This window comes from Methylibium sp., from assembly GCF_013817345.1.
In the GTDB taxonomy this organism is placed as follows: domain Bacteria; phylum Pseudomonadota; class Gammaproteobacteria; order Burkholderiales; family Burkholderiaceae_C; genus Methylibium.
In genome coordinates, this window is record NZ_JACDCW010000011.1 from 24,009 (window position 1) to 48,492 (window position 24,484).

23 protein-coding genes and 1 pseudogene are annotated in these 24,484 nt (G+C 64.7%); 10 read left to right on the forward strand and 14 right to left on the reverse strand.

Annotation, left to right across the window (positions count from 1 at the left end; translation table 11 throughout):
* Positions 1-554: 554 nt before the first annotated feature.
* From H0W40_RS03555 to H0W40_RS03565, 3 genes are all read right to left on the reverse strand, one after another.
* On the reverse strand, positions 555-3,614 hold the full coding sequence (locus tag H0W40_RS03555; protein ID WP_292443238.1) for an ExeM/NucH family extracellular endonuclease: 3,060 nt from the start codon (positions 3,612-3,614) through the stop codon (positions 555-557).
* 157 nt (positions 3,615-3,771) lie between these two features.
* Positions 3,772-5,577, reverse strand: coding sequence for an EAL domain-containing protein (locus H0W40_RS03560; RefSeq protein WP_292443240.1), 1,806 nt, complete (start codon positions 5,575-5,577; stop codon positions 3,772-3,774).
* A 70-nt stretch (positions 5,578-5,647) separates the two neighbouring features.
* The gene (locus tag H0W40_RS03565) at positions 5,648-6,334 is read right to left on the reverse strand and encodes an alkaline phosphatase D family protein (protein ID WP_292443296.1); all 687 of its coding nucleotides are present in this window, start codon (positions 6,332-6,334) and stop codon (positions 5,648-5,650) included.
* Positions 6,335-6,605: 271 nt separating this feature from the next.
* Between H0W40_RS03565 and H0W40_RS03570 the strand changes: the two are divergent.
* Positions 6,606-6,722: pseudogene (locus H0W40_RS03570) on the forward strand (GAF domain-containing protein); the annotation flags it as partial.
* Positions 6,723-6,731: 9 nt separating this feature from the next.
* Here the strand turns inward: H0W40_RS03570 and H0W40_RS03575 are convergent.
* Positions 6,732-6,881 carry a hypothetical protein gene (locus H0W40_RS03575; RefSeq protein ID WP_292443242.1) on the reverse strand — a complete coding sequence of 50 codons (150 nt, stop codon included), beginning with the start codon at positions 6,879-6,881 and terminating at the stop codon, positions 6,732-6,734.
* Between the two features lie 810 nt (positions 6,882-7,691).
* Here H0W40_RS03575 and H0W40_RS19995 point away from each other — a divergent pair.
* Complete coding sequence (locus H0W40_RS19995) at positions 7,692-7,958, forward strand: SDR family NAD(P)-dependent oxidoreductase (protein ID WP_367153727.1); 267 nt, start codon at positions 7,692-7,694, stop codon at positions 7,956-7,958.
* Positions 7,959-8,140: 182 nt separating this feature from the next.
* On the opposite strand, the gene H0W40_RS03585 is transcribed toward H0W40_RS19995, so the two are convergent.
* Positions 8,141-9,502 (reverse strand): integrase, encoded by a 1,362-nt coding sequence (locus H0W40_RS03585; RefSeq protein ID WP_292443244.1) that lies wholly within the window; start codon positions 9,500-9,502, stop codon positions 8,141-8,143.
* A gap of 329 nt (positions 9,503-9,831) precedes the next feature.
* On the opposite strand from H0W40_RS03585, the gene H0W40_RS03590 reads away from it, so the two are divergent.
* The 3 genes from H0W40_RS03590 (at position 9,832) to H0W40_RS03600 (ending at position 11,686) form a co-directional block, all read left to right on the forward strand.
* Positions 9,832-10,506: a PEP-CTERM sorting domain-containing protein gene (locus H0W40_RS03590; protein ID WP_292443246.1), complete on the forward strand. Its 675-nt coding sequence runs from the start codon at positions 9,832-9,834 to the stop codon at positions 10,504-10,506.
* Positions 10,507-10,530: 24 nt separating this feature from the next.
* Positions 10,531-10,734, forward strand: a complete 204-nt coding sequence (locus tag H0W40_RS03595; RefSeq protein WP_292443248.1) for a hypothetical protein — start codon at positions 10,531-10,533, stop codon at positions 10,732-10,734.
* Between the two features lie 751 nt (positions 10,735-11,485).
* Positions 11,486-11,686 (forward strand): hypothetical protein, encoded by a 201-nt coding sequence (locus H0W40_RS03600; protein ID WP_292443250.1) that lies wholly within the window; start codon positions 11,486-11,488, stop codon positions 11,684-11,686.
* Between the two features lie 39 nt (positions 11,687-11,725).
* Here the strand turns inward: H0W40_RS03600 and H0W40_RS03605 are convergent, their stop codons facing one another.
* Positions 11,726-12,040: a hypothetical protein gene (locus H0W40_RS03605; protein WP_292443253.1), complete on the reverse strand. Its 315-nt coding sequence runs from the start codon at positions 12,038-12,040 to the stop codon at positions 11,726-11,728.
* Between the two features lie 382 nt (positions 12,041-12,422).
* Here H0W40_RS03605 and H0W40_RS03610 point away from each other — a divergent pair, with 382 nt between their 5' ends.
* Positions 12,423-12,983, forward strand: a complete 561-nt coding sequence (locus H0W40_RS03610; RefSeq protein WP_292443254.1) for a PEP-CTERM sorting domain-containing protein — start codon at positions 12,423-12,425, stop codon at positions 12,981-12,983.
* A 357-nt stretch (positions 12,984-13,340) separates the two neighbouring features.
* Here H0W40_RS03610 and H0W40_RS03615 read toward each other — a convergent pair whose 3' ends face one another.
* Positions 13,341-13,697, reverse strand: coding sequence for a hypothetical protein (locus tag H0W40_RS03615; protein ID WP_292443256.1), 357 nt, complete (start codon positions 13,695-13,697; stop codon positions 13,341-13,343).
* 322 nt (positions 13,698-14,019) lie between these two features.
* On the opposite strand from H0W40_RS03615, the gene H0W40_RS03620 reads away from it, so the two are divergent.
* From H0W40_RS03620 to H0W40_RS03630, 3 genes are read left to right on the forward strand one after another with little or no spacing between them, the layout of a single operon-like run.
* Positions 14,020-14,652 carry a DUF1326 domain-containing protein gene (locus tag H0W40_RS03620; RefSeq protein WP_292443258.1) on the forward strand — a complete coding sequence of 211 codons (633 nt, stop codon included), beginning with the start codon at positions 14,020-14,022 and terminating at the stop codon, positions 14,650-14,652.
* Between the two features lie 48 nt (positions 14,653-14,700).
* Positions 14,701-15,480, forward strand: coding sequence for a DUF2182 domain-containing protein (locus H0W40_RS03625; protein ID WP_292443259.1), 780 nt, complete (start codon positions 14,701-14,703; stop codon positions 15,478-15,480).
* 20 nt (positions 15,481-15,500) lie between these two features.
* Positions 15,501-15,764 (forward strand): DUF2805 domain-containing protein, encoded by a 264-nt coding sequence (locus tag H0W40_RS03630; protein WP_292443261.1) that lies wholly within the window; start codon positions 15,501-15,503, stop codon positions 15,762-15,764.
* Here H0W40_RS03630 and H0W40_RS03635 read toward each other — a convergent pair.
* The 7 genes from H0W40_RS03635 to H0W40_RS03665 form a co-directional block, all read right to left on the reverse strand.
* Positions 15,704-17,176, reverse strand: a complete 1,473-nt coding sequence (locus H0W40_RS03635; RefSeq protein WP_292443263.1) for a M81 family metallopeptidase — start codon at positions 17,174-17,176, stop codon at positions 15,704-15,706. The genes H0W40_RS03630 and H0W40_RS03635 overlap by 61 nt on opposite strands.
* Positions 17,173-18,447, reverse strand: coding sequence for a Zn-dependent hydrolase (locus H0W40_RS03640; RefSeq protein ID WP_292443265.1), 1,275 nt, complete (start codon positions 18,445-18,447; stop codon positions 17,173-17,175). Before H0W40_RS03640 ends, H0W40_RS03635 begins: the two co-directional genes overlap by 4 nt.
* Before the next feature lie 225 nt (positions 18,448-18,672).
* Positions 18,673-19,371, reverse strand: a complete 699-nt coding sequence (locus H0W40_RS03645; protein ID WP_292443266.1) for an ABC transporter ATP-binding protein — start codon at positions 19,369-19,371, stop codon at positions 18,673-18,675.
* A complete protein-coding gene (locus tag H0W40_RS03650; protein WP_292443268.1) occupies positions 19,371-20,141 on the reverse strand; it encodes an ABC transporter ATP-binding protein in 771 nt (256 codons plus the stop codon). The genes H0W40_RS03645 and H0W40_RS03650 overlap by 1 nt, the downstream gene beginning before the upstream one ends.
* Positions 20,138-21,115: a branched-chain amino acid ABC transporter permease gene (locus H0W40_RS03655; protein WP_292443298.1), complete on the reverse strand. Its 978-nt coding sequence runs from the start codon at positions 21,113-21,115 to the stop codon at positions 20,138-20,140. Before H0W40_RS03655 ends, H0W40_RS03650 begins: the two co-directional genes overlap by 4 nt.
* An 8-nt stretch (positions 21,116-21,123) precedes the next feature.
* Positions 21,124-21,984 (reverse strand): branched-chain amino acid ABC transporter permease, encoded by an 861-nt coding sequence (locus H0W40_RS03660; RefSeq protein ID WP_292443269.1) that lies wholly within the window; start codon positions 21,982-21,984, stop codon positions 21,124-21,126.
* Positions 21,985-22,093: 109 nt separating this feature from the next.
* Positions 22,094-23,299, reverse strand: a complete 1,206-nt coding sequence (locus tag H0W40_RS03665) for an ABC transporter substrate-binding protein (protein ID WP_292443271.1) — start codon at positions 23,297-23,299, stop codon at positions 22,094-22,096.
* Positions 23,300-23,505: 206 nt separating this feature from the next.
* On the opposite strand from H0W40_RS03665, the gene H0W40_RS03670 reads away from it, so the two are divergent.
* A complete protein-coding gene (locus H0W40_RS03670) occupies positions 23,506-24,438 on the forward strand; it encodes a FadR/GntR family transcriptional regulator (RefSeq protein ID WP_292443273.1) in 933 nt (310 codons plus the stop codon).
* Positions 24,439-24,484 lie beyond the last annotated feature (46 nt).

Sequence of the window (24,484 nt, forward strand, 5' to 3'; positions counted from 1 at the left end):
CTGCGCCGCGCGCGAACTTGCGGCCGCCGGTGGGCTCCAGTAGGGCATTTCTTTCGGCATCGCCAGTACTGCCTGCCCATGTTGCCGACAGCGTTCGGCGTCAGCTCGATGCCGGCGGATGACGCGCCGCGCCCAGTCGACTGCAAGCGGGGGCCCGACGCCGCGCGAGCCCAGAAGGCGATGTCGGCGGCCCGCGGGTCGCCTTACTCACCACCTACCGCGCTACGCCTGCGCGCTGCCGCCCGAGCAGCGCGGTTCGCTTCAGCGCGCAGTAAGTGGCTGCGGCAGAAGCGCCGAAAATCGACATGAAGCTGCGCTTCGTCATCAGGAACGCTAACGGCCAGTTGTAGCGCGCTGCCACCGAGGGCATTTTCGGCCTGCTGCCGCATTTTGCGACCGAGATCGCATTCGGTCGCAGAACCTACAACGCCCGCTCGGACGACCAGCGCGACTTTTCCCCAGGTCGATCCACCAGTTCAGAGGACAAGAAAGAGGGGGCGGCGCACTACCGCGGGGCGACGCGTCGCTGGAACAAGCCGCTCGCTCCCGGCCGCTCAGAAAACGAAGTCCCGACTCGCAACGAGCGCCTGTTTCTTGACGCCGCGCAACAGCACCAATGGCTGGGAAGCGCTGCGCTTGCCACGACCCTTTGCGCGGTGTTCGCCTTCTTCGGTATCGACCACGATCAGCGTCCCAACGCCGGTGCCGAACAGCCGCACCTGCCCTGAAGCCACTGCGTCTGCGCCGCTCGTGCCTAAAGCGGCCAGCACGCCACGCAGATCGATGCGGTCGGCGCCCGGCTCGAAGTCGGTGATCAGGTCCAGACCCCGCCCGATCTCGTTGTAGACGAACAGGTCGTTGCCGGCACCTCCCGTGAGCAGGTCCGGGCCGGCGCCGCCCGTGATCACGTCGTCGCCCAGCGTGCCGACGATGCGGTCGCGCTTGCGCGTCCCGTTGATGGTGTTGACCAGGTTCAGGCCGACGATGACCGGGTCGTGGTCCGACGAGCGGTAGGCGTTCGGCGCGTACAGGTCCTGCGGTTTGAACTCGGTGTTGTAGTCGATCACCGACGGCTCGTCGGCGTTGACGGGCCACAGGATCGCGCGCTCGACCTTCTCTCTGAGCGAGTCGGTGGCCAGCGCATGGTCCAGCCGCCCGGCGGCGCCGTCGAACACGAAGGAGTAGCCGAAGCCGTTGTCTCGTGCGACCTCGTCGACCAATCCGGTCTCGGCGAGCACCGCGATCGGATCTTCCTTGGCATAGGCGTTTAGGTCCCCGATGACCAGCACGTCCTCGCTGTCGGCGGCTGCCTGCAGCGCCGTGACGAAACGGCTCAACGCCTGCGCCTGCGCGACGCGCGTGGCGTTGTAGCAGCCCTGCAGGTCGCCCTGATCGATGTCGGCACCGCTCGCACCGCCGCAGCCCTTGGACTTAAAGTGATTGACAACCAGCGTGAAGCGCTCTCCGTTGGCCGCCGCCAAAGTTTGTGCCAGCGGCGGGCGGTCGTGCACCGGGTCGGTGTCGCTCAGTGCGGTGCCCACGAGACTCAGGCGGGCCGACTTGAAAATGATGGCCTGCCTGATCGCGTCGGTGCCGGTGCCGTCTTCGGGGTCGGGCACGACCGCATAGACGGCCGAGCCGAGTCGCGCGTTGAGCGCGTCCACCAGGTTCTGCGTCGCGACCGTGCCATTGTTCTGGATCTCGATCAGGCCCAGCACGTCGGCATCGATCGCCACCATGGCCTCGACGATCTTGGCGCGCTGACGTGCGAACTCCTCGGCGTTGTTCGCGCCGCGGCAGTTGCTCGCCGCGGTCGAGGTGCCGAGCGTGCAGCCCTGCCCGCTCTGCCCGTCGGCAGTCGTGCCATCGGTGAAGGTGGTGAAAAAATTGAGCACGTTGAAGCTGGCCACCTTGATGTTGCCGCCCACGTTCTCCGGTGCCGCTGTGCGTGGGTTGCTGCGCGTGAACACGGGGGCCGTGGTCGGCTGCAGTCGGTAGCTGGCGATGCCGGTGTTGCTGGCCGTGGCCAAGCCGTAGTCGAGCACACCCGTCAGCGAGGGCGCGGTGTCGCCGGCACGCACGGTGTTGTCGGTGCCGATGTAAGGAATCGGATTCGGGTTCTGCATGCTGGTCGCATCGTCGAGCAGCAGGCTGCGGCGCGCGTTCTGTTCTGCCAGCGCGAGCGCTTCGGGGCCAGGGCGCAGCCGGTTGGTCGGATTCTCCAGCCGCGGGCCGACCGCCACCGTCATTTGGCCGTAGCGGCCGAGGAAGAAGTTCTGCGACACGGTCACCGGGCCCGCAATCGTGACCAGCATGCTCTCGTAGCGCTCGAGTGCAGCGCCGCCCATCTCCGGCAAGCTGACCGTGACCGGCGCGATGGCCGGTCCGTTGCCCACCACGGTGAAGCCGGCAACGCCGCTGAGCTGCGTCAGCGGATTGGCGGCGGTCACCGGGTTGCCGGCGGCGCCGGTGTTGAAGTCGGTCACAGTGCCGGAGAGTTGCACGCGTTGGCCGGGTGTGGGCTTGGCCGAGCTGCCGTTAAAGACGAAGAGGCCGTCCGAGGTGCTGGCGTCGCCGTCGCCCTCGGCGTCCTGGAGGAAGAAGCCGTTGTTGGTGACTTTCGTGACCACGCCCTCGGTCGCCACCTGCATGCCGGCCAGCGGGCTATTCGCGCCGCGACCCTGGATGGTGGGAATGCGCGTGAGGCTCGCGACATTGACCAGCACCGTGCAGTTCGCCGTCTGCGCCTGGTCGTTGCCCCAGCGCAGCTCGACCGCGTAGCTGCCCACGGCGGTGTTCGACGCGACGCGCAAGTCCGCCCCGGCACTGCCGCCCACGCCGGTGGCGGGAGTCAGCTCGCCCAGGCTGATGCCGGCCGGCACGCTGCCGGCAAAGGCAACACTGCCGACGAGGCCGTCGGCATCGCTCGCGCCCAATGCGACCCGGCCGGGGCTGCCGGCCGCGAGGTTCAGCGCCGGACAGGTCGTGACGATCGGCGCGTTGACCGGCGCACCGTCGCAAACGTTGAAGGCCGCACTGCGGTTGCGGGGACTCGGCGCGCCGGTGGCGAAGTCGGCGCGGTTGTCGTTGCTGTCGGTGCAGCCGCTCCCGGCGCGCAGCGCGCCAGTGGTGTTGCTCAAGGTCGGTGCGGCGGCGCTGCCTTCGAAGAAGCCGGCCGAGCCGAAGCCGATCAGATCGACCAGCGCCGGCGAGGCCGGTGCCGTCCCAGAGAGCGCGGCCGTCGTGCTCAGCAGTGCGACCTTGCCGGCGGAGGCACTCATCGCGGTCGTGCCCGACGCATCGGGCGCCGGCAGTGCGGCGCTGCCGCCCGCGCCCATTGCCTGCTGTACCAGGTAATACTGGCCTGGCTGCAGGGTGGCGCTTTCGAGCGCGGTGACCTGCCAGCTGCTGCCGGTAGCGGACGCGTACTGGACCGACCAGCCGGCCAGGTTCACCGGCTGAGTCGATGCATTGAACAGCTCGACGAAATCGTTCCTGAGCGTCGCGCCGCTGTTGCCGCCGCCGCCGTAGACCTGGCTGATGACCACGCCCTGCGCCGAAGCCGCGCAACCGAGAAAGGCAAGGAGTCCACCGAGCAAGAAGGATTTGTTCATGGGGCCGCCGCGATGAAAGAACGGGCCGTTGCGGCAGCGCTGAACGCGCCGTGCCGCTGGCCAACTGGCGCGATTTTGTTGACGCGGCATGACGCGGCAGTGACGCGCCCCGGACATGCGGCCAAGCGTGCCCCGCGCAGCTCGCTCCGACCGCCCCTCAGAACCCCGTATCGCGCGGCCGCCCCTCCAGCACGACGACACCTCGGTTTGACTGCTTGGCCTGTCGCTTGGCGGCGGCCGCCGCGCTGGCCACGTCCTCCGCGTGATCGAAGCGCCCCGGTTGCACCTGCACGGCGCCGATGCACAGCGTCGTGCAGGGATGAAAGCGCATGTCCCCGTGCCGGTCTTCGGCATGGATGCCCCCGGCCGCGAGCGCTTCGGGATCGAACAGCTCGAGCGCCTTGTCGTTGAAGGCGACGACGATGCGCTCGCAGCGCTCGAGCCAGTCGCTGCTCTGGAACAGGACGAGGAAATCGTCGCCGCCGACATGGCCGACGAAATCGCGGCGCGCATCGCAATGGGAAACCAGCATGCGGGCCACCAGCCGGATCATTTCATCGCCGCGCCAGTAGCCGTACTGGTCGTTGTAGGGCTTGAAGTGGTTCAGGTCTGCATAGGCCGCCACGAAATCCCGCCCGCTGGCCAGGAGGCGATCGATGTGGTCGCTGATCGGGATGTTGCCCGGCAGGAAGGTCAACGGATTCGCATGGCGCGCGGCCTCGATGCGAGCCTCAGTCACCGCCCGTACCAGTTGCTGGCCGGTGCCCAGGCCGCGGTAGCGCCCGCCCTCGGTGATGACGAAGCCTTCGGTCAGATAGCGCTGGTCTCCCGACGTCAGCACGCTGGTCAGCTCTTCGATGCCGGTGTGCAGCTCGATTGCCAGCGGCGCGAGGTTCGCGAACAGTGTGCAGGGCTTGTTGCCGTAGAGCTCCTTGAAGTACGGCCGCGCATAGCTCGCGATGAACTGGCTGCGGTTGATCAGGGCCACCGGTTTGTCGTTGTCCACGACGGCCACCGCGTGCAAGGCGTCGCGTTCGCGCAGCATGTCGTAGACCGCGTCGTGCGACATGTCGGGCCGGATCGCCGGTGCGGCGATCAACAGGCGCGAAGCGGTGTAGCCGCTGTTGCTCGCCCGCTTGAGCTCCGGGAACACCGAGATGTCGCGACTGATCAGCACAGCCCTGGCTTCGGGCAGCAAGGCGTCGACGGGTTCGGCGGCCGGACGGCCGAGTGCCCAGCCCTGGCCGTAGGTGATGCCCAAATCGCGCGCGAGCCGGAGCTCTTCCGAGCCTTCGAGGCCTTCGGCGACGAGCTGCGAGCCGAAGGTCTCGGCGATCTGCAGCAAGGCCCGCAGCGTTTGCAGCTTGTCCCCGTGACGGGCCAGGTCCTTCAGGAAATACTTGTCGATCTTGACCAGGTCAGGCTTCAGCTCCGACCACAAGCGCAGGCTCGACCGACCGTCGCCGAAGTCGTCGAGCGCGATGCCGATGCCGTTGCGGCGCAGCGTGGCGCATGCCGAAAGCAAGGCGTCGAAATCGCGGACCTGCTCATGCTCCGTCAGCTCGATCACGACCGACGACGGTGCCACGCCCTGCGTCACCGTAGCCGAGATGATGTCCTCGATACTGCGCTCGCTGAGTGTGCGCACCAGGGCACTCGCGCTGAGATTGAGGAACAGCCGGCCGCTGCGCTTGCTCTTCGTCCATGCCGCCAACGCCCTTCGCACACAAGCGACTTCGAGTTCGAATGCACAGTTTTCCTTGTGCGCGGCCGCGAACAGCGCATCGGGCATCGCATAAGCCGAGCCCGCGGGCCCGCGGATCAACACCTCGTGCGCGTACACGGCGCCATCGCGCAGATCCGCGATGGGCTGAAAGTGAGCCTGTAGGAGGCGATGCTCAATCAGATCGCGCACCGTGCGCCATGTGAGCGGTGCATAGGTCGACGTCGGCAAAGTATTCATGGGGCACTGCAAAGCACGGAATTGGCGTTCTTATCGGGTGTTCGCGCTCGATCTTGATCACCGCCTTCAATCATCCGTTTTCTCCTCGGCGCAATCGGCGCGCTGCCGGATTCGACTTACGCGCGTCACATGCTGGAGTGAAGATTGGCCGGAGGATGAACTCAGCGGTGAAAGGAGAAGCTTGTGGAGATTTCAAGCATTGCGCACCGATATACGCTGCTGCGCGGGGAAGTAGCGCGGCGCATGGCCCAAAAGGGCAAGTGGGCCGGCTTGCCCGGCTTGCTGGACGAGTTGCATTCGCTTCGTTGCGAGTACCGCGCCTTGGCTGCTCAACGAACATAGCCGTTCTCACGCCCGGCACGAAAGCGGCGGGTCGACATCCGAGACCGCCGTTGCGCGGCCTCAGCGCCGCTGCCAACCCGGCACAGGCTCCAGTGTCTTGGTGAAGACCGACGTACCGCTCAGGTCCCGCAAGTCCACCGTCAGGTGCGCTCGGGAGTCGATGTTGACTTCGCCGAAAAACTGCAGTCCCGAGTAAGGCGACAAGTTGGCCCCGCCCTGGAGGCAGCGCCTTATAGAACACGGCCTGCCGCCCGAAGGTGTTGTCCAACGTGCCGGGCCCGAAGCTGCCCGCATTCAGCGGCCCCGCAACGAATTCCCAGAACGGCTCGAAGTCCTGGAATTGCGCTCGCGCCGGGTCGTAGTGGTGGGCGGCGCAGTAGTGCACGTCGGCCGTGACCCAGACCACGTTGCGCACCTGCTCGTGTTTGATATGGCGCAGCGTGATCGCGGCCGACATGCCGATCGGTCTGCTGATCGGCGACGGCGCCGACGCCTAGGGACGCGCCCGCTTCGATCACGGGCTGCATGGAAGGGCTCCTGTGATGCTTCGACGGTACCGGCTTTCTGTCGTCTATATACATCCGACCCGCACGGCCGACCCCGGCGGGCTTCGCGGACTGTTGTGCAATCTCCGACGTCATCCCCGTTATCTTTTTCGCCTTGGCCTCTAAGCGACCCCAGCTCCAATCCCCAGTAGTGAATCTGCGCGTCTCCAAGCGCTCAGACAGCTCATCATTCTCGACACCCCACCCGAGGAAAGATTTGACCGGATAGTTAGATTCGCATGTGAAGAGTTTGAAGTTTCTACTGCACTAACCCGGCACCGTCACGCTCGCGTAGTTGCAGTTTGTTTGAGCCGAAGCAATGCGCGCGTTCAACAGGCCCAACGGCGCCAGCGCGATGCCGACCGCTGCGGCGCTCGACATCTCCATCAAGCGACGGCGATTCAAGGGGGGAGTCACATCTGTCTCTTTATCAGAATGCAAGTTGCTGACGCACGAGACCGGCGTCAGGACTTCGGCACGAAGGACGGGCAGTCGGGTCGAAAGGATAGGCGGCGGAGATGACAGCAGTGTGAGAAGCCAGTACCGGTTTTTGACCAACGCAATGCAGGTAGGCGCAATCGACGTTGCGCCGTCCGGGCGAAACTGCCGCTCCAAGCGCCGAAAGAACGACGGAGGATGGCTTGACCAAACAACGCACTAACGTGGGCTTGTTCCTTTACCGCGGTAGGTGAGCGCTGTTAACTTCCTCGAGCGACTTCTCGCCCGCAATCTCTTCACAAACTCATGCGTACCGCTTTGACCCTGTTGCTCCTCGTTGGCCTGACGGGCTGCGCCGTGTACACCCCGGCTGGCTCCGTCGTGATCGATCCGCAGGAGCGGCCCTCCCACGGCGGCGGCTTCTGCCCTCCAGGGCAGGCTAAAAAGGGCCACTGCTGAAGGGCCGCGCCCTCGTCTTCCCGACCGCCTTGACAGGCGAACCTGATAGCTGAACCCGCTGCTCTCCGCCGGAGCGAGGACGCACTGCCTCCTTCCAGACGGCTGCGGATCATCGCGCTCGATGTCACCAACGCCGACAGCATTCGACAAGCCGTCGAGGCCGGTCCGATTGACGTGCTGGTCAACGATGCAGGAGTCGGACTGCTGGCGGCACTTGAGGGCACGTCGATGCAAATGCCCGTGAGGTCTTCGAGACCAACACCCTCGGCACAATCGCAATGACACAGGCGGTACTGCCGCAGTTCTGTCAACGTCATGTCCAGCGTCACCATGGCCCTGCTGCCGCTGCTGTCGCTCTACACCGCCAGCAAGGCGGCCGTGAACGCGTTCACCGAGTCTTTAGCGGTAGAGCTAGCCCAGTTTGGCGTCCGGGTGCGCTTGGTGCTGTCGGGGCGAGCACAGGGCACGCGCTTCGTCCAGAACGCCTCTCGATCATGGAGGGCAGCGTGCCGGAGGCACACAGCGATGTCACCCACGCATCTTCGCCCTGCTTGGCGACAGCGGAACGCCGAGCACGCATGCGGAAGATGCTGCTGAGGCCGTATGGCGCGCGGTCACCGAACCCGCGTCTGCGATGCGGATCCCGGCCGGCGAGGACGCCGCCGCGCTTGCCCGCACCGCCTCACGCGTCGAACGTTCAACTCGCCGCTGTGCAGTGGATTGGGCGTGCCGCGGCTAGCCTTCGGCGGCTTTGCCGTCAGGGCCTTGCGGTGAGCCCTCTAACAAGCTGCAGGACCTTCATAGCATGTGCGGTCAGCGACATCCGGAGTCAACATGGGCAAGACTGTTCTGATCTGAAGCTCACGACTCAAGATGTCGAGCGCCGATCGCTTCTCGGACATGTAGTCGTGGCCGTCATAGTGCCGCGCCTGAACACCGGTCAGGCCATGCGATTGGAGGTGGCCTCGTACTTCCCGACTAACGCCACGGGCTGCAAGTAGTGTCTCAACGCCGGATCGAATCCGTTTCAACTGAAACCCTTCGATCGCGTCGCCAACGATGGCATGCGCCCAGCCCGCCAGCGTTCTCACGCTGATGGCTTTCTTGCCGGCAGTCGTCGAAATCGAAAATTCGCCCTCCCTTGTGAGTACCGCCAGATCGGCACGGGCCAGCTTCACCAGTGGAATTTGATGGGGCCGCGGCCCCTGGCCCGGCCGTCCCTTGCCATCGAAGATCGTGATGGCTTCATCACCCACGTCAGTCCATTTCAGTCGAACGAACTGCTCGATGCGCTGACCACCGGTCAGCAGGTGCAGTCTCAGCATCGCAGCTTCAGGCCCCGGACGCTCAGCGATCAGCTGCCAATACGCCTGCAAATCGGCCTTGGAGAACGTTCGCTTGTCAGCGCGATCGAACTGCGGCGATCGACGCGTCTGCGCGGCTGGGTTGAACACAACGCCGAATGACTTGAAGACCACAGGGATGGAAGCGGTCGTCCTTACGTCGAGCGCGCACTGGTAAGCCGCACGGATGTAGGAGCGCAGCTTGTTGGCAGTGCGGCCCTTGCCGGCCTCGATCAGTCTGCGCAGCATGTCGAGCACCTGGTCGGGCGTAAGGTCCACAGCAGGTGCATCGGCGGTCCCCGCCCAAGCCTCGGTGACGTGGCGCTTGAAGATCTGGTCGGCGTCCACGTGGCTGCGTCGGCCTTGAGTCTTGAGGTGAGCCACATAGGCATCGAGAAGCTTCTGCAGAGTCCGCTCCGACTTCGCCGCTTCGGCGACCTTCTGCGCGAAGAAGGCTTTACGCTTCTCGGCTTTCGCCTCGCGAAGGCCGCCCGTGTCCGCCCGCGCAGCATGCACGTCAGCGAGCTCGCGGCACTTCTCAAGCGCCGCGGCCAGACCGTACCCGCGCGGGGTTGGTTGCAGTTTCTTTGGTGGCGCCGACGAGTCATAGACGCCGATCGGCTCGCGACTCGTCTTGCCGCCAAGCGAGTAGCGCCAGTAGAGCTGAACCGCCCCGTTGCCCAACTTGCGCGCCTGCAGTGCACCGCCCCGATCGAGGCGGCTATGCAGCGTCACGAAGCCGCCGCCATCCAGCGATTTGATGGCCGCGGAAGCCGGGGAAACTTGATCTCTTGCCATAGTCCGTAGCTGATCTGGTGCCAGTCTGGTGCCAGTTTTGGCGGGAATGGTCCAAGACGGCTTGAAATGACTATGAACGTAAGCTGTTGATCTGTAAAGGGTATTTCAGCGGCAAGTTGTTTCAGGAGATCCCAGGAAATCCCATTCCCAGGGACTGTTAATCCGTAGGTCCCTGGTTCGAGCCCAGGTCGGGGAGCCACATAGTTGTTTGGCAAGCACTTGGCCCAGCCTTCACCGGTTGGGCTTTTTGCTGTTAGGAGCGAAGATTAGCGTCGCACAGCAGCCGCGTGAATGGGGTACCGTCTCTGATCAACTTTTTAGGACGCCGGATGCCTCGTACTTTTGTTGCTCGCTTAGCCGCTACTGCGGCTGTTGCCGCGATCACTAGTGGCTTTGGCTCGGCCAGTGCCGCGCTCATACCGGGACATGCCAGTTATTCAGTGGTCTTCAGCGATCTCAAGTTAGATCTCGTCGATCTCGACTTGACTGACAACTTGACGCCACAGGTCACAACCACCGCAGAAGAGTTTGAAAGCTATTACACAGGCGACCTCGGCGATTTCAAGCTCCTGACCGGTTTTCTCGGCCCCAAGACAGAGGTGGTGATTAGCTACACCACGGAAATCACACTTCAGGCACTCGACTATCCCGGCAGCTTTGTGTACTTCAGCTACGACGCGCTCGTGTACGTAGAGGGCGTCGGTTATCAGGGCTCATCGGGCGAGGCAGATTCCCTTTCAGTCTTCCATCCGAACAGTCCATACACCGGAGAGCCCGTACTAAAGAATTACAGCTTCAGCTACACCTTCAACTTGACGAACGGGATCGACTACGACGTGCCCACATTCGTGCCGTTCACTTTGGCTGCCGGGCCAATATCTGAGCTCTTCTCGGATGGTGAAGCAAACTCGCCAATTCCGGAACCAAGCACCTATGCCTTGATGCTGATGGGGCTTGGAGCGGTCGGCTTGCACGTGCGAAGGCGCATGCGGCGGGTGAGGTGAAAAGGTTGTCCTAAGCGACGAACGATGAAACTGAGCATCATCTGCTCTGCTGCCGCGCTTTGCCTTGCCACTACAGCCCAAGCCGCGCTGTTCGATCGTGGGGGCGGGATGATCTACGACAGCACGCAGAACATCACATGGCTGCGATCCACCTCAGCCCTTCACCTCGGCACCGGCATCGAGCGAGCTGTATTCGCTTTACCTACAGCTTGGAAGTCCTTCTACTGACGAAGAAGCCGTGGGGCCGTTCTTCAACATCCAGCCTACTCATTACGTGGTTGGCTCGTGGACCGGCGACGCGAAGGTCTCACCAACGTCTTGGCCGGCTTTTCCAACCTTCGAGAAAGCATCGCAGTATTTTGCGGCCTGAACATCTGCGAGATAAAGCCTTGCTTGGCCGTCCTCGAAACCGGCGTTGTAAACAGGCGAAGCGAAATTACAGGCCTGCGCATTGCAATCGCAAAGCAGGCAGCGGGTCGCGACCATGTTTCCGACCGGTTGGAACGCATCGACACCCGGCTCCGACAGCTTGTGCCTAATCCTCGCTCGCTACAGCATCTACCTCTTGGCTGACCGACCTCGCGCTCAAGGGCCGCGATCTTGGCTTCGTAGTCGCCAACCACAGACGCTTCGACCTCGTCCCCGTTCCACTCGCCGCGGTCGTATGGCGTCAGCCAGAGCTGAATCATATTGGCCGACAGGCTGTCCTGCATGAGCCGTGACAGCGCATGTAGCACGGCAGGTGCCCTAGGCCCGATCGGCTCAGGAGATGCACGCGCAATGGTGAGGAATGAGGAATAGGCTCGTGCGGGAATCAAGACCGGAACAAGTTCACAGTCGCCACCGTTCTTATTCCCGATGCGTGTTAATGCCTAGATGCTGACCGATTCTGGATGTGTAATGAGCACGCGTACACGCGGACCCTTCAAAGCGGACATCGAGCTAGCCACACCAGCACTAATCTTGCACGGGAGGTCGAGTGGCCATTTTTCTGTTTTGGCTCACCTGTTCGATAGCAGTCGGCGTCATTGCCGACGGAATGCGGCGCAGCGGCTACGGGTGGTGCCTGCTGGCGCTATTTATCAGCCCGTTCATCGCCGGAATATTGGTTCTTGTCCTTGGCCCTCCGAAAGGAGATCGGTCCTCCAGCGGTATGCGTGTGAAGGGCGAGTTACGCTGACCGAATCAGACCCTGGAGGCCGGACTGCAGCTCCGTCTGTTACAGCGTCCCAGGGGCAGCATTCGCGACAACCGTTCGGGTCGGGTCAAGCCCACCGGACGCAGCAACATGCATACGGCGAAGCGCGGCCCATCGCTGTTGCCAATGGACCGCCTCAGCCTGCGCCACCCTCTCTCTTTCCATAGCAGCAGCAAGTTCTGTCTGAGTGGCTGTGAGGGTGGCGAGGATCCGGGCAATGTTCTCCGGCTCGCAAGCCTCCTGGTACTCATCCCAAACGTCGCCGACAGCGTTTAGGCCGTGCGGCGTGGTCCTGAACTTTGCGAGCACTGCCGCCACAGCATCAGCGTCGCTCATGCGCTCCTTGGCTTCTTCCGCCGGCACCTTCTTTGGACTCGCCATCGTCCCCTCCCTGTTTGCCGCAACGCTACTGCGTAATGGCAAGCGGGTGGCGGTGAGATTCCACGCAGCTCTGCTGTTCGATCTGCAGTTGCTAGGGCCGAGGAACAGCTACATCGTGCTCCGCGGCGTCGAGCGTGCGAATTGCGATTCGCCGGAATGGTGCAGGAGTGGCGGGTAAAGCCGGCCTAGCCCGAAGCTGACGGGACTCATGGTGGACGCCCCCCGAGTTGGGGGCCGCGGCGATCGTTTAGACCATCGGTCACCGTTTAGATTCTCGGCACTGGCTACTCGTGCGCCGCCGTCGCTGTTCAGTTCGGAAGAACTCTAAGGGATCGACATGACCTTTACTAAGCACCTGGTGACCGCCGCGATCGGCGTAATGACGCTGTCGGCTGCGCCCGCTTACGCCGCAATCTCGCCTGCTAATTCATGCAGCTTTGCCGATGTCTCCGGTACCGGCGTCACAGTCGCGGACTGCAGCGGCTATTACACCGGCAACCTGAACAATGCCGCCGACTTCAGCGATGTGAAGCCGCTGCTCACGACCGAATTTCCCGGCGTCGTTCTCGGCAATGCCATCCTCGAACAGTTGAACGTCAACTCGGGCTCTATCACGTTCGCGTCATCACTGTCCGGTGACTCCGTCATCGGCGTGCATTGGGGTGGCGGCCAAGGTGGTGGCGAAAGCGCCTTCTACCGACTGTCCTTCGATGAAACTTTCACTGGCACCTTCAGCGTAGTGGACACGAATCCCACACGGCGTCGGGGAGGCATTTCTAACGTTGCCCTTTACGACACCGGCACCATCACGGCGGTGCCGGAGCCTGGCACCTACGCCCTCATGCTCGCTGGCCTCGCAGTAGTGGGCTTCATGAGCCGCCGAAACCGCTCGGCGTAGCTCCAGCCAAGCTAAGGCGGACTGCCCTGCTTGTGGAAGCCGGTGTCAACCAGCGATTCCCATGGAGGATAGGCGGGCTTCCCCCACATTGCCGGGCTCGGTGTAGGCTCGGTCGGAATCCGGGCAACCCATCGATTCTCGTTGACTTTTTCGCGCATAGACCCTATTCCGGCTATTGGGGTTCGGAATGGGTTCGGTGGGGAGCGTAGCGTTCAAAGACAGTGGAAAAAGGCCTCTCGATTCTTTAACTTGCGCTCAGAAAACTTCAGCGTGTGCTGTTCTGTTAATCCGTAGGTCCCTGGTTCGAGCCCAGGTCGGGGAGCCACATAGTTGTTTGGCAAGCACTTGGCCCAGCCTTCACCGGTTGGGCTTTTTGCTTTCTGATGCCCTCTTGCCGCGCGTGAACCGCTGCAGCGCCTGGCTTGCGGCCATCTCGGAGGACACCGAGCGCTCCAGCGGAGACATCGAGAGGCCGGACCGCGCGTAGTGCAGGTTTTCGTACACCTCGCCGGCACTCGGAAAAGCATTCGAGATCGCCCTGATCGCGTCCGACGGTAAATCGCCTTCGAACGCTTGACGCACACGCGCCACGAGCCGCTGGTACTCATCCGCCGTAATGCGGAATTGCTGGCGTTCGGCGCCTTCGAGCAGTCGCGATACCGCGACCAGCTCTTCGAGACGTGTCCTGACGGTGTCGAGCGGTTGGGCAGCCATGTCTGTTCCTGGGTCATCCGAAGTGTTTTCGATGACTACCACGTGCGGCCTCGTACGCGGTTATCAAGCGCTCGGTGCACGGGCGAGCCTTACAACCCGTGGAGGGATGACTGCATCAAAGGTATTGCGCAGCGCCCGCAACAGGCAGATAGTCGACTGGCCCCACTTAAGGTTTCAGCCACGGCGAAAGCAGGCCCGCCGGCCCGCCACCCGACTCACACTGGCGATTCGCTCCCACGCAGGCTCGAAGCGAGGCCAGCCGGGGCGGCAAAAGAGAGGCCCGCCGCGATCGTCACATCTGTCCGACACAGGAGATGAGTCCATGGCACAAGCAAACTGGCGCCTCGAAGGCGAATGGCTCAAGAACTGCAACTGCGCCTACGGTTGCCCCTGCGACTTCAACGCCAGGCCGACGCAGGGGTATTGCAAGGGCTTCCTCGGCATGCGCATCACGAAGGGGTTTTTCGAGGAGACGCGCCTCGACGGCCTGAGCTTCTTTGCTGTCGTCTCGTTCCCCGGAGCGCTGCACGAAGGTAATGGTCAGTTGCAGCCGATCATCGACGAACGCGCCACGCCGGAGCAGCGGGAGGCCTTGTTCAAGATCATGTCCGGGCAGAACTCGGCGGAAGGGACGCTCTTCCACATCTGCAGCCTGATCGTCACTCAGATGCACGAGCCGATCTTCGCTCCGATCACCTTCGCGTTCGACAGGGACGCCCGAACCGCGCGCCTCGTCATCCCCGGCGTGCTGGAAAGCGATGTCGAACCGATCAAGAACCCGGTGACCGGCGAGGCCCACCGCATCCAGGTCGTGATGCCCGACGGGTTCGAGCACCGAGAGGGCGAAGTGGCCTCTGCCGACATCCGCAGCCACGGCGCCATCCCCTTCGAGACCCGCGGCTCGCACAGCACCCTCGCTCAGGTGGTGCAAACGCCGCAGGGCGTGGCGGCCTAGAGAGAGCGCCTGCCCCACAACGCAGATCGCGCGCCGGGGAGCACGGGGGTGACGGCCGGTGCGCTGGTCGAGCAGGCGCTGCGGCGCGATCGCCTCCTGGTTGTCTTCTGCCTGCTGCTGGCGATCGTCTTGGCCTGGGGCTACCTGCTCTCCGGCGCCGGGATGATGCAGGACATGGGCGACATGCTGATGCCCATGAGTTCGGGCCCCTGGACACCCGCCCATGCGGCGCTGGTGCTCGCCATGTGGGCCGTGATGATGGCGGCCATGATGCTGCCCAGCGCGGCGCCGATGATCTTGCTCTACGCCACCATCGCGCGCCGCCGCAGCGAACAAGGCCAGCCGGCAAACGCCTCAGGCGCCTTCGCTTTCGGCTACCTCGCTGTCTGGGCCGCATTCAGCCTTGCGGCGACGGCACTGCAGTTCGGGCTCGAGCGGGCCGCGCTGCTGTCGCCGATGATGCAAAGCACCAGCACGGTGCTGGCGGGTTCCGTGCTGATCACCGCTGGCATTTACCAATGGACTCCGTTGAAGCACGCCTGCCTGCGGCGCTGTCGATCACCGCTGGACTTCATCCTCACGCACTGGCGCCCTGGCACTGTCGGTGCGTTGCGCATGGGCTTGGCGCACGGCGCGTTCTGTGTGGGCTGCTGCTGGCTGCTGATGCTGTTGCTCTTCGTCGGCGGGGTCATGAACCTCGCATGGATCGCGGGCATCGCCCTGTTCGTCCTGATCGAAAAACTCAGCCCGGCCGGTCACTGGATCGGCCGCGGCGCAGGCGGTCTGCTGATCGCATGGGGTGTCGCTACATTGCTCGCCGCGTTGTGAGTCCGCCGACAATCGCCACCATGGCCAAGCCCGTTCCCCGTTTGACTGCTGCAGAGATCCAGCGTGTGATTGAAATTGCCTGGGACGACCGGCCGCCCTTCTCGGCCGTGCTGCGCAGCCACGGGCTGTCGCCTGGTCAGGTGGTGCAGCTTCTCAAGCGGGAGCTCACGCCGAACGCGTTCAAGGTCTGGACTGCACGAACAAAAGCGGCTCCGGCGGCCACTCAGAGCGAATCCAGCGGAAAGACCGGCCGGCGCACGTTCCGGAAAGGGAACAGCGCGTAGTCGGAACTGGTGACGCCCGCGCTGTCGCATTCGATCAGCGCAGCGGCCAGGGGCTCGAACACGGGCCGGCAGTACATCCGCGACTTGAGCAGGATGAAGCGGTGGTGGGTCGGGTCCAGGCCCACGCAGGAGAACACGCCCAGGTCCCACGGTTCGTGCGTGCGCTCGGTCACCACGATCTGTGCTGCCCCGACGTCGAAGTGGACGCTGCGGCCCATCGAGCAGAGCATGCCGGTGTAGGTGGGGCCGGTGACGGTGTACTGGCCGTCGCTCACGCAGCGCACGACGCCGCGCAACAACGCCGGCGTCTTGGCCACGCCGATGGATTCGAGCACGGTCTTGTTGCCAAGCGCAATCTCGACTTCGGCTCCAACGCCCGCCTGCGCGAGCAAGCGCACCGCTTCCGGGTCGCACAACGGGCCCACGGCAATGTCCGTGAGGCCTCGTGCCAGGGCCGCTTGCAGCACGTCCATGGTGTCGCAGGTGCCGCCCGACATGCAGTTGTCGCCGTGGTCCAGCAACAGAACCGGGCGCTCAGCATGCTCGGCAGCAGCCTGGGCGCGCGCCAAGGAGGCCGACAAGGGTTCGCTGCAGTACGAGAAGCCTGCTCGACCCGTCCAAATCTGTTCACTCAACGTGTCGAGCGCCGCTTGTGCGCGCGCCTGCGCGTCGGGCGACTCTGCTGTCGTGACGACGACGCTGACGCAGGGCGCCTCGATGTCGGCGAGTGCAAAGCCGGCAAAGACGGACACCGCCGACACACCGCCCGACTCTGCGGCGCGGGCGCTCGCCACGGCCTCTTGCATCGCGCCCGACATCGTGGTGCTGCGCAGCGTGTGGCTCATCAGCGGCAGGCGCTTGAACAGCACCCGCTGGCGCGGCCCGCCCCGCAGCATGGCGAGCAGCAGTCTGCCGGCATGCTCGCCCGTCTCGTACATGTCGATGTGCGGATAGGTCTTGAAGCCCACCATCACGTCGGCGTTATCCACCATCTTCTGCGTGATGTTGCCGTGCAGGTCGAGCGCCACGCCGATCGGCGCACCGGGCGCCGCCGCGCGCACGCGCGCCAGCAGGTCGCCTTCGCCATCGACGCTGTTGTCCGCGACCATGGCGCCATGCAGGTCCAGCAGGACGGCGTCGCAGCCGGCGCACGCATCGACGATGCGGTCGCACAGCGTGTCGTAGGCCGCAGCGTGCACTCGCCCGCTGGGGTTGGCCGCGGCACTTACGGGTGTCAGCAGTTCCGCGCCTTGGGCCTCGGCCAGATCGATGAACGCGGACATCGCCGTGCGCATGCCCTTCTGCACCCGGTAGGCATCGTTGCCGAAGTGCGGCTCGAACGCTTCGAGCGGCGTCGCTACCGGCGAGAACGTGTTCGTTTCGTGGTTCAGCCGGGCGATCAGGATCTTCATGCCGCGACTCCCGCGCTGCGCAGCATCGCGTGCAGCAAGACGTTGCAGCCGGCCTCGAGGTGTTCGGGGCGGGCGTCTTCGATCTCGTTGTGGCTGATGCCGCCCGCACAGGGCACGAACACCATTGCGGTGGGGGCGACGCGGGCGAGGTAGACGGCGTCGTGGCCGGCGCCGCTCACCACGTCCATGGCGGTCAAGCCGAGCGTGGCCGCGCCCTGGCGCACGCCTTCAGTCAGTTCCGGCGTAAAGGGTTGCGGCGGGAAGTACACGACCTGATCGACTTGCACGGTGAGCTGGCGCTCTTGCGCAAGCTTCGCGCAAAAGCTGCGCAGCGCCGTGTCCATCGACGTGAGCACCTCGTCATCGGCCGCACGCAGATCGACGCTCATACGAACGCGCCCCGGAATGACGTTGCGGGAGTTGGGATGCACCTCCAGCGAGCCGACAGTGCCACGCCCGTGCGGTGCGCGCTCGAGCGCGATCCGGTTGACTGCCTCCACCAGGGCGCTGGCGGCCAGCAGCGCGTCGCGGCGCAAGGCCATGGGCGTGGGGCCGGCGTGCGCTTCCATGCCCTGCACGACCACGTCGTACCAGCGCTGGCCGAGCGCGCCCTGCACGACGCCGATCACGCAGTCGTTCGCTTCGAGCACCGGTCCCTGCTCGATGTGGGCCTCGAAATAGGCGCCGACGGGAGGCGCCGCATCTGTGGCGCTGCCGGCGTAACCGATGCGCGCCAATGACTCGCCGACGCTCACACCCTGCGCATCGCACTGAGCGAGCGCGTGCTCCAGCGTGAACGCCCCGACGAACACGCCCGAGCCCATCATGACCGGGACGAAGCGCGAGCCTTCCTCGTTGGTCCACACCGCCACTTCCAGCGGGGCTTCTGTTTCGATTCCCGCATCGTTCAGGCTGCGCAGCACTTCCAGCCCTGCCAGCACGCCATAGTTGCCGTCGAACTTGCCGCCGGTCGGCTGGGTGTCGATGTGGCTGCCGGTGACGATGGGCGGCAAGGCCGCGTTGCGGCCCGCGCGGCGCGCGAAGATGTTGCCGATCGCATCGATGCGCACGGTGCAGCCGGCCGCTTCGGCCCAGCTCACGAAGCGGTCGCGCGCCTGGCCGTCCAGCTCGGTCAGCGCCAGGCGGCACACGCCACCCTTGGGCGTGGCGCCGATCCGGGCGAGCTCCATCAGCGAGTCCCACAAGCGCCCACCGTTCACGCGCAAGGCCTGCGTGGTTTGGCTGTGACGTGATTCAACCGATGTGTTCATGACTTTTTCCTTCGGCGTCGGTCTCAATTCCATCGCTCTTCGCACGTCTCGCGACGCATGAAACGCTCAATGAACGACGCGGCCAAAACTCCCTCTCCCGCACGCGGGAGAGGGTTGGGGTGAGGGTCGGTGCAGCGCGCGATACCCTCATCCCCCGCCTTCTCCCGCAAGCGGGAGAAGGAGCCAACACGCTGCAGCGATCGTTTCGGCAAGTTCAATTTCATCCTAGACCAGGCCGACCCCCAGATAACGGTCCTTGACCGCTTCGTCCGCAATGAACGCGGCGTTGTTTGCCTCGTACACGATGGCGCCCTGCTCGAGGATGTAGTGCCGGTCTGCCAGTTGCGTGCAGACATCCAGGCTCTGCTCCACCAGCAGGATCGTCACGCCGGCCGCCTTGATGATCTTCAGCTGCGCCACGATTTCCTCGACGATCACCGGCGCCAGCCCCTCGACCGGCTCGTCGAGCATCAGCAGCGTGGGATCGTTCAGGAGCGCGCGGGCGATGGCCAGCATCTGCTGCTCTCCGCCGGAAAGCTCCCCGCCGCCGTTGCGGCGCCGTTCCTGCAGACGCGGAAAGATGCGATAGACGTCCTTCAACTGCCAAGGCGACGACTTGCGCTGGCCGAGCAGCAGGTTCTCTTCGACGGTCAGGAGCTTGAAGATGCCGCGGTGCTCGGGCACCAGGCACACGCCCCGGCGGGCGATCCGGTGGGGCTCCCACCCCTGCACTTCCTGACCGTCGAAGCGCACCCGCCCGCTGCTGGGGCGCACGACGCCCGCGATGCACTTGAGCGTCGTCGACTTGCCGGCACCGTTGCGCCCGAGCAGCGTGACCAGCTCGCCCTGGGCGATGCGCATCGAGACGCCCTGCAGCACATGGCTCTTGCCGTAGTGCCCATCAACTTGTTCGAGTTCCAGCATCACGCCTGACCTCCCGCGCTCTTGTTGCCCAGATAGGCAGTGCGCACGCGCTCGTCGCCGCGGATGTCCTGCGGCAGGCCCTCCGCGAGCACCCGGCCCAGTTGCATCACCGTGATGGTGTCGGAGATGTCCATGACGATGTTCATGTTGTGCTCGATCAGCACGACGGTGTGCTCGTCACGCAGGCTGCGAATGAGCCGCTTCATGTCGTCGAGGTCGTCGATGCCCATGCCCGAAGTCGGCTCGTCCAGGAAGATGGCCTTGGGCTTGGCAGCCAGGGCCATGCCCACTTCCAGGCGCCGTTGCTGCCCATGCGAGAGCGTGCCGGCCACTGTGTCGGCGAAGCGCTGCAGACCCAGGCGTTCCAGGACCCGGGCGACGGTCTCGGCCTGGGCGCGCGGACCATCGGGCGGGCTCCACCAGTTCATGGCCTTTCTCGGCGCCGTGCCCTGCGCGGCCAGGCGTAGGTTCTCGCGCACCGGCAGGTTCGGGAACAGGCTCGTGACCTGGAACGAGCGCGCGATGCCGCGCTGGACGCGGCGGTAATCGGGTTCGTGCGTCACGTCGTGACCATCGAACACGATGCGCCCGCCACTGACCGTTTTGGTTCCGGTCAGCATGTGAAAAAGCGTCGTCTTCCCGGCGCCGTTCGGCCCGATGACAGAGTGCACGGTGTTGGCCCGCACCTTCAGGTTCACGCCGCTGAGGGCCGCGAACTTGTCGTAGCGCTTGTCGACCTCGATGGCCTCGATCAGGATGGGCGAGCTCATGCTTTCTCCGCCTGCGCACCGGCTCGCCCGGCGCTCTTGCCGCGCACCAGTCGCCACAGTTTTTCACCGAGGCCCCACAGGCCGCCCTGCATGGCCAGACTGATGACGATCAGCAGCAGGCCCAGCAGCATCAGCCAGCGCGGCCACAGTGTGGAGAGCCAGTCGGACATCAGCAGATAGAAGGCCGAGCCGAGGACCGAGGCGAACAAGTTGGACGTGCCACCGATGACCGTCATGACCAGGATCATTTCGCTGGTGTGGTACTCGACGCTGGACAGCGGCGCGATGCCGGTCATCATGGCGTGCAGCCCTCCCGCCAACCCCGTCACCGCGCCCGAGATCACAAAGGCCCGCAGCTTGAGCTGCTTGAGGTTGTAGCCGATGGCTGCGGCGCGCTCGGGGTTGTCGCGCACCGCCAGCAGCGTGCGCCCGAAGATCGACCGCGCCGTGCGCAGCATCAGCCAGAACACCAGCATGAAGATGCCCGCGACGAAGCCGTAGTACTGCCACGGCGTGGCCAGCGGCCACAGCGTGTGGCCCATCACGCTGATGGAAGGCCGGGGGATGTCGAGCAGGCCGTTGTCGCCGCCGGTCAGGCCGGGGGCCGAATAGGCGACGAAGTAAACCATCTGCGACAGACCGAGCGTGAGCATCACGAAATAGACGCCGCGTTGCCGGATGGCGATCCAACCCACCACTGCGGCGGCGAGCCCGCCCATGGCGATGGCGCACAGCAGGGCCAGCGGCATCGGAAGCGGCCAGCGCGTCAACAGCAAGGCGATGGTGTAGCTGCCCAGGCCGAAGAAGATGCCCTGCCCGAAGGACAGCAGGCCGGTGTAGCCGAGCAGCAGGTTGCAGGCCATGGCCGCCAACGCAAAGATCAGCACCTCGCTGGCCAGCGATCCCGACTGCATGAACAGGGGCATGGCCAGCACGACGGCCAGGGCCAGCAGGAGAAGTCCGTGCTTTCTCATCATGGCGCTCATCCTCTACGGCCCAGAAGACCGTGCGGGCGCAGGAGCAGCACCGCCACCATGGCAACGTAGATCATCAGGTGCGCGCCGGAAGGCCAGATCGTGCTCATCAGGCTTTGCACGATCCCGATCAACAAACCGCCCACCAGCGCGCCGCCGAAACTGCCCATGCCGCCCACAACCACGACCACGAAAGCGACACCCAGCGCCTCGATGCCCATGAACGGTTCGGCGCCGCGGATCGGCGCGGCCAGCACGCCGGCTATCGCAGCCGTGGCGGCGCCCAGCGCGAACACCAGGCTGAAGATACGGAACACGTTGATGCCCAGCAGCGAGACCATCTCGGTCGATTCGCTGCCGGCGCGCACGGCACTGCCCAGGCGCGTTCCTTCCAGCACCCACCACAGTAGCGCGGCGAGCACCGCGGTGAAGCCGATGACGAACAGGCGGTACTTGGGGTAGATGAAGTCGCCCCACATCACCACGCCCTGCAGCAGCTCGGGCGGCGGCACGTTCTCGCCCAGCGCCCCCCACTGCACGATCACCAGTTCCTGGATCACCAGCGCCAGACCCAGCGTGACGAGGATGTGGAACTCGTGCGGCTTGGCATACACGTGGCGCAGCACCAGCTTTTCGGTCACCCAGCCGAGCGCCCCCACCGCCAACGGCACCAGCAAGAGCGCGAGCCAGAAATTGAGGCCCCACTGCATGATCTGGTAGGTGCCGTAGGCGCCCAGCAGGTAGAACGAGCCGTGCGCGAAGTTCACGAAGCGCAACAGGCCGAACACGATGGACAAGCCGACCGCCAGCAGGAAATACAGCATGCCGATGCCGATTCCGTTGATGATCTGAAGCAGGTAGATGCTCATGCGATGCGTGAAGCGAACGAGGGCCGCACCCTCAGCCGCGAGGCTGCGGGTGCGGCACGTTGAAACGCCGGGTGAGGCGGGGTGCTTGCAAGCCGGCGATGGGCTGGGTTCAGACCAGCTTGCAGCCCGCCTTTTCCGGCGACAGGAACGACCGGCCCGAGCTGATCACATCGACGTAGTCGTCCTTGTTCTTCATCGCGGCCTTGCCCTTGGCCTTGAGCAGGTAGTAGTCCTTGAGCACCTGGTGGTCGGCCTTGCGGATCTCTTCGTCGCCCGTGAGGCCCTGGTACTTCATGCCTTCCATTGCGGCGATCACGGCCTTGGGGTCCACCGTGCCGGCCTTGACGATGCCGTCGAGCAGCAGCTTGGTGCAGATGTAGGAGCCGGCCAGGCTGTAGTTCGGGTTGCTCTTGAACACGTCGTTCGAGCGCTTCACCAGCTCGCGATTGAGCGGGGAATCCACCGTGTGCCAGTACTGGGCGCCGAAGTACACGCCCTCGCTCAGGTCGGCACCGAGCGACTCGAATTGCTCGAGGCCCGAGGCCCAGGCGATCAGGATCGTCATGCGCTTGTTCAGGCCGAAAGCCACGGCCTGGCGCAGCGCGGAAGACGACTGCGAACCGAAGTTCAGCAGCAGCAGCACGTCGGGCTTGGCGGCCGCGGCGTTGGTGAGGTAGCCGCTGAACTCCTTCTCGGCCAACGAGTGGTAGCTGTTGCCCACATGCTCGATGCCCTTCTCCTTGAAGATGTTCGTCGCTGCCGACAGCAGGCCTTCGCCGAAGACGTACTGCGGCGTGATCGTGTACCAGCGCTTGGCCTTGGGCATCGACTCGATCAGGGGCCGCACGGTCTGTTCGATGGCGCCGTAGGTCGGCACCGACCAGCGGAAGGTCGCCTTGTTGCAGTCCGAGCCGGTGATCTCGTCGGCGCCGGCCGTCGTGATGAACACGCCGCCCGCCTTCTCGATCTCCTTGCCCATGGCGAGCGATCCGGACGACAGAATGCCGCCGGCGAAAAACTGAATGCCCTCCTGCTGCGACGACTCCTGCACCTTGCGCACGGCGGTGGCGGGCTTGCCCTCTGTATCGAGCACGGTGTGCGCCAGGGGGCGCCCCAGCACCTTGCCGTACTGGTCGAGCACGAGCTTCATGCCCAGGTCGGCGAACTTGCCGTTGGCCGCGAACGGGCCCGACATGGGGACCGGGCAGCCGAAGCGGATCGGGCCCGACGCCTGGCCAAAAGCCGGCGCCATCAGGCCCAGCGTTGCGGGCATTGCGCCCAGGGCCGAGAGTTGCAGCAGTTGGCGTCGTTTCATGGGGTCTCCGGTTGGGGTTCGGGAAGCGCCGCCGGCGGCGCGGCGTGAGTTCGATTACGACGGGTACGACGGGTACGACGGGTACGAGTACCAACGCGTTGAACAGATGCGTTGACGTTTGATGCTATTTATACGTATAAATAAAACAAAGCTTCATCGGGCAAACCCTAGACGATGTTTCATCGAACGCTTGCAACGATCCCCCAATGCCAACCAGCCCTGCCGTCCGGTCGAAGATCAAGCCACTCAAGCGCTCCGATCTGGTGGCCGAAGAGATCAAGCGACTCATCACCGAGAAGGACTTGAGCCCCGGCGACCGCCTGCCGCGCGAGAGCGAACTGCAGGCCCGGTTCGGGGTGAGCAAGGGCACGATCCGCGAAGCCTTGAAGTCGCTGGAAGTGCAAGGCCTCGTCAAGATTTCCACGGGGCCGAGCGGGGGCGGCACGATCGTCGAGGTGCCGCTCGATCGCACGCTGCAGTTCCTGCAGAACTACCTGTTCTTCAAGGAGGTGACGATCGACGACATCTACGCCGTGCGCCAGCGGCTCGAGCCCGAGCTTGCGGCCGGCGCGGTGCCGCATCTGACCGAGGCGGACTTCGAGGCGCTCGAGCACAGCATCAGCTGCTGCGACCCCACGAGCAGCCGAGAGAACCTGCTGCAGCAGCGACGCGAGGACGTGAACTTCCACGACATCCTGGCCGCAGCCAACCCGAATCCGTTCCTGCGCTTCGTCTCCGAGTTGATCAACGAGATGATTCGCCAGCTCATCGTGTTCGGGAACCAGACTCCGGCCGCCGAACACCGCCGCTTCGGAGCGGCCAATGCGGAGTTCCATCGCAACATCGTCCAGGCCGCGCGCGCACGCGACGTCGAAAAGACGCGCGCCTTGATGACGCTGCACATGGCCGATGCGGCCCGCAGCGTCAAGCGCATCAAGGGGCGCATACAGGGGCGCTTGATCCTGGATGCCGACAGCCTGCGGTCGCAGCGGCCGATGGGGCCAGTGATGCCCCGCTCTCAGGAGCCGCCCCCCGCCACCGCCGCCAAGATTCCCCGCGCCACCGGGCAAACGAGCGGCACGGCGGTCAAGACGACCTCGGAAAAGGCAGCAACCACGACAGCCCGCAGGGCGCGATAGCGTCAGCATCGGCAAGGGCCAGGGCGGTGGCGATACGACGAGTGGT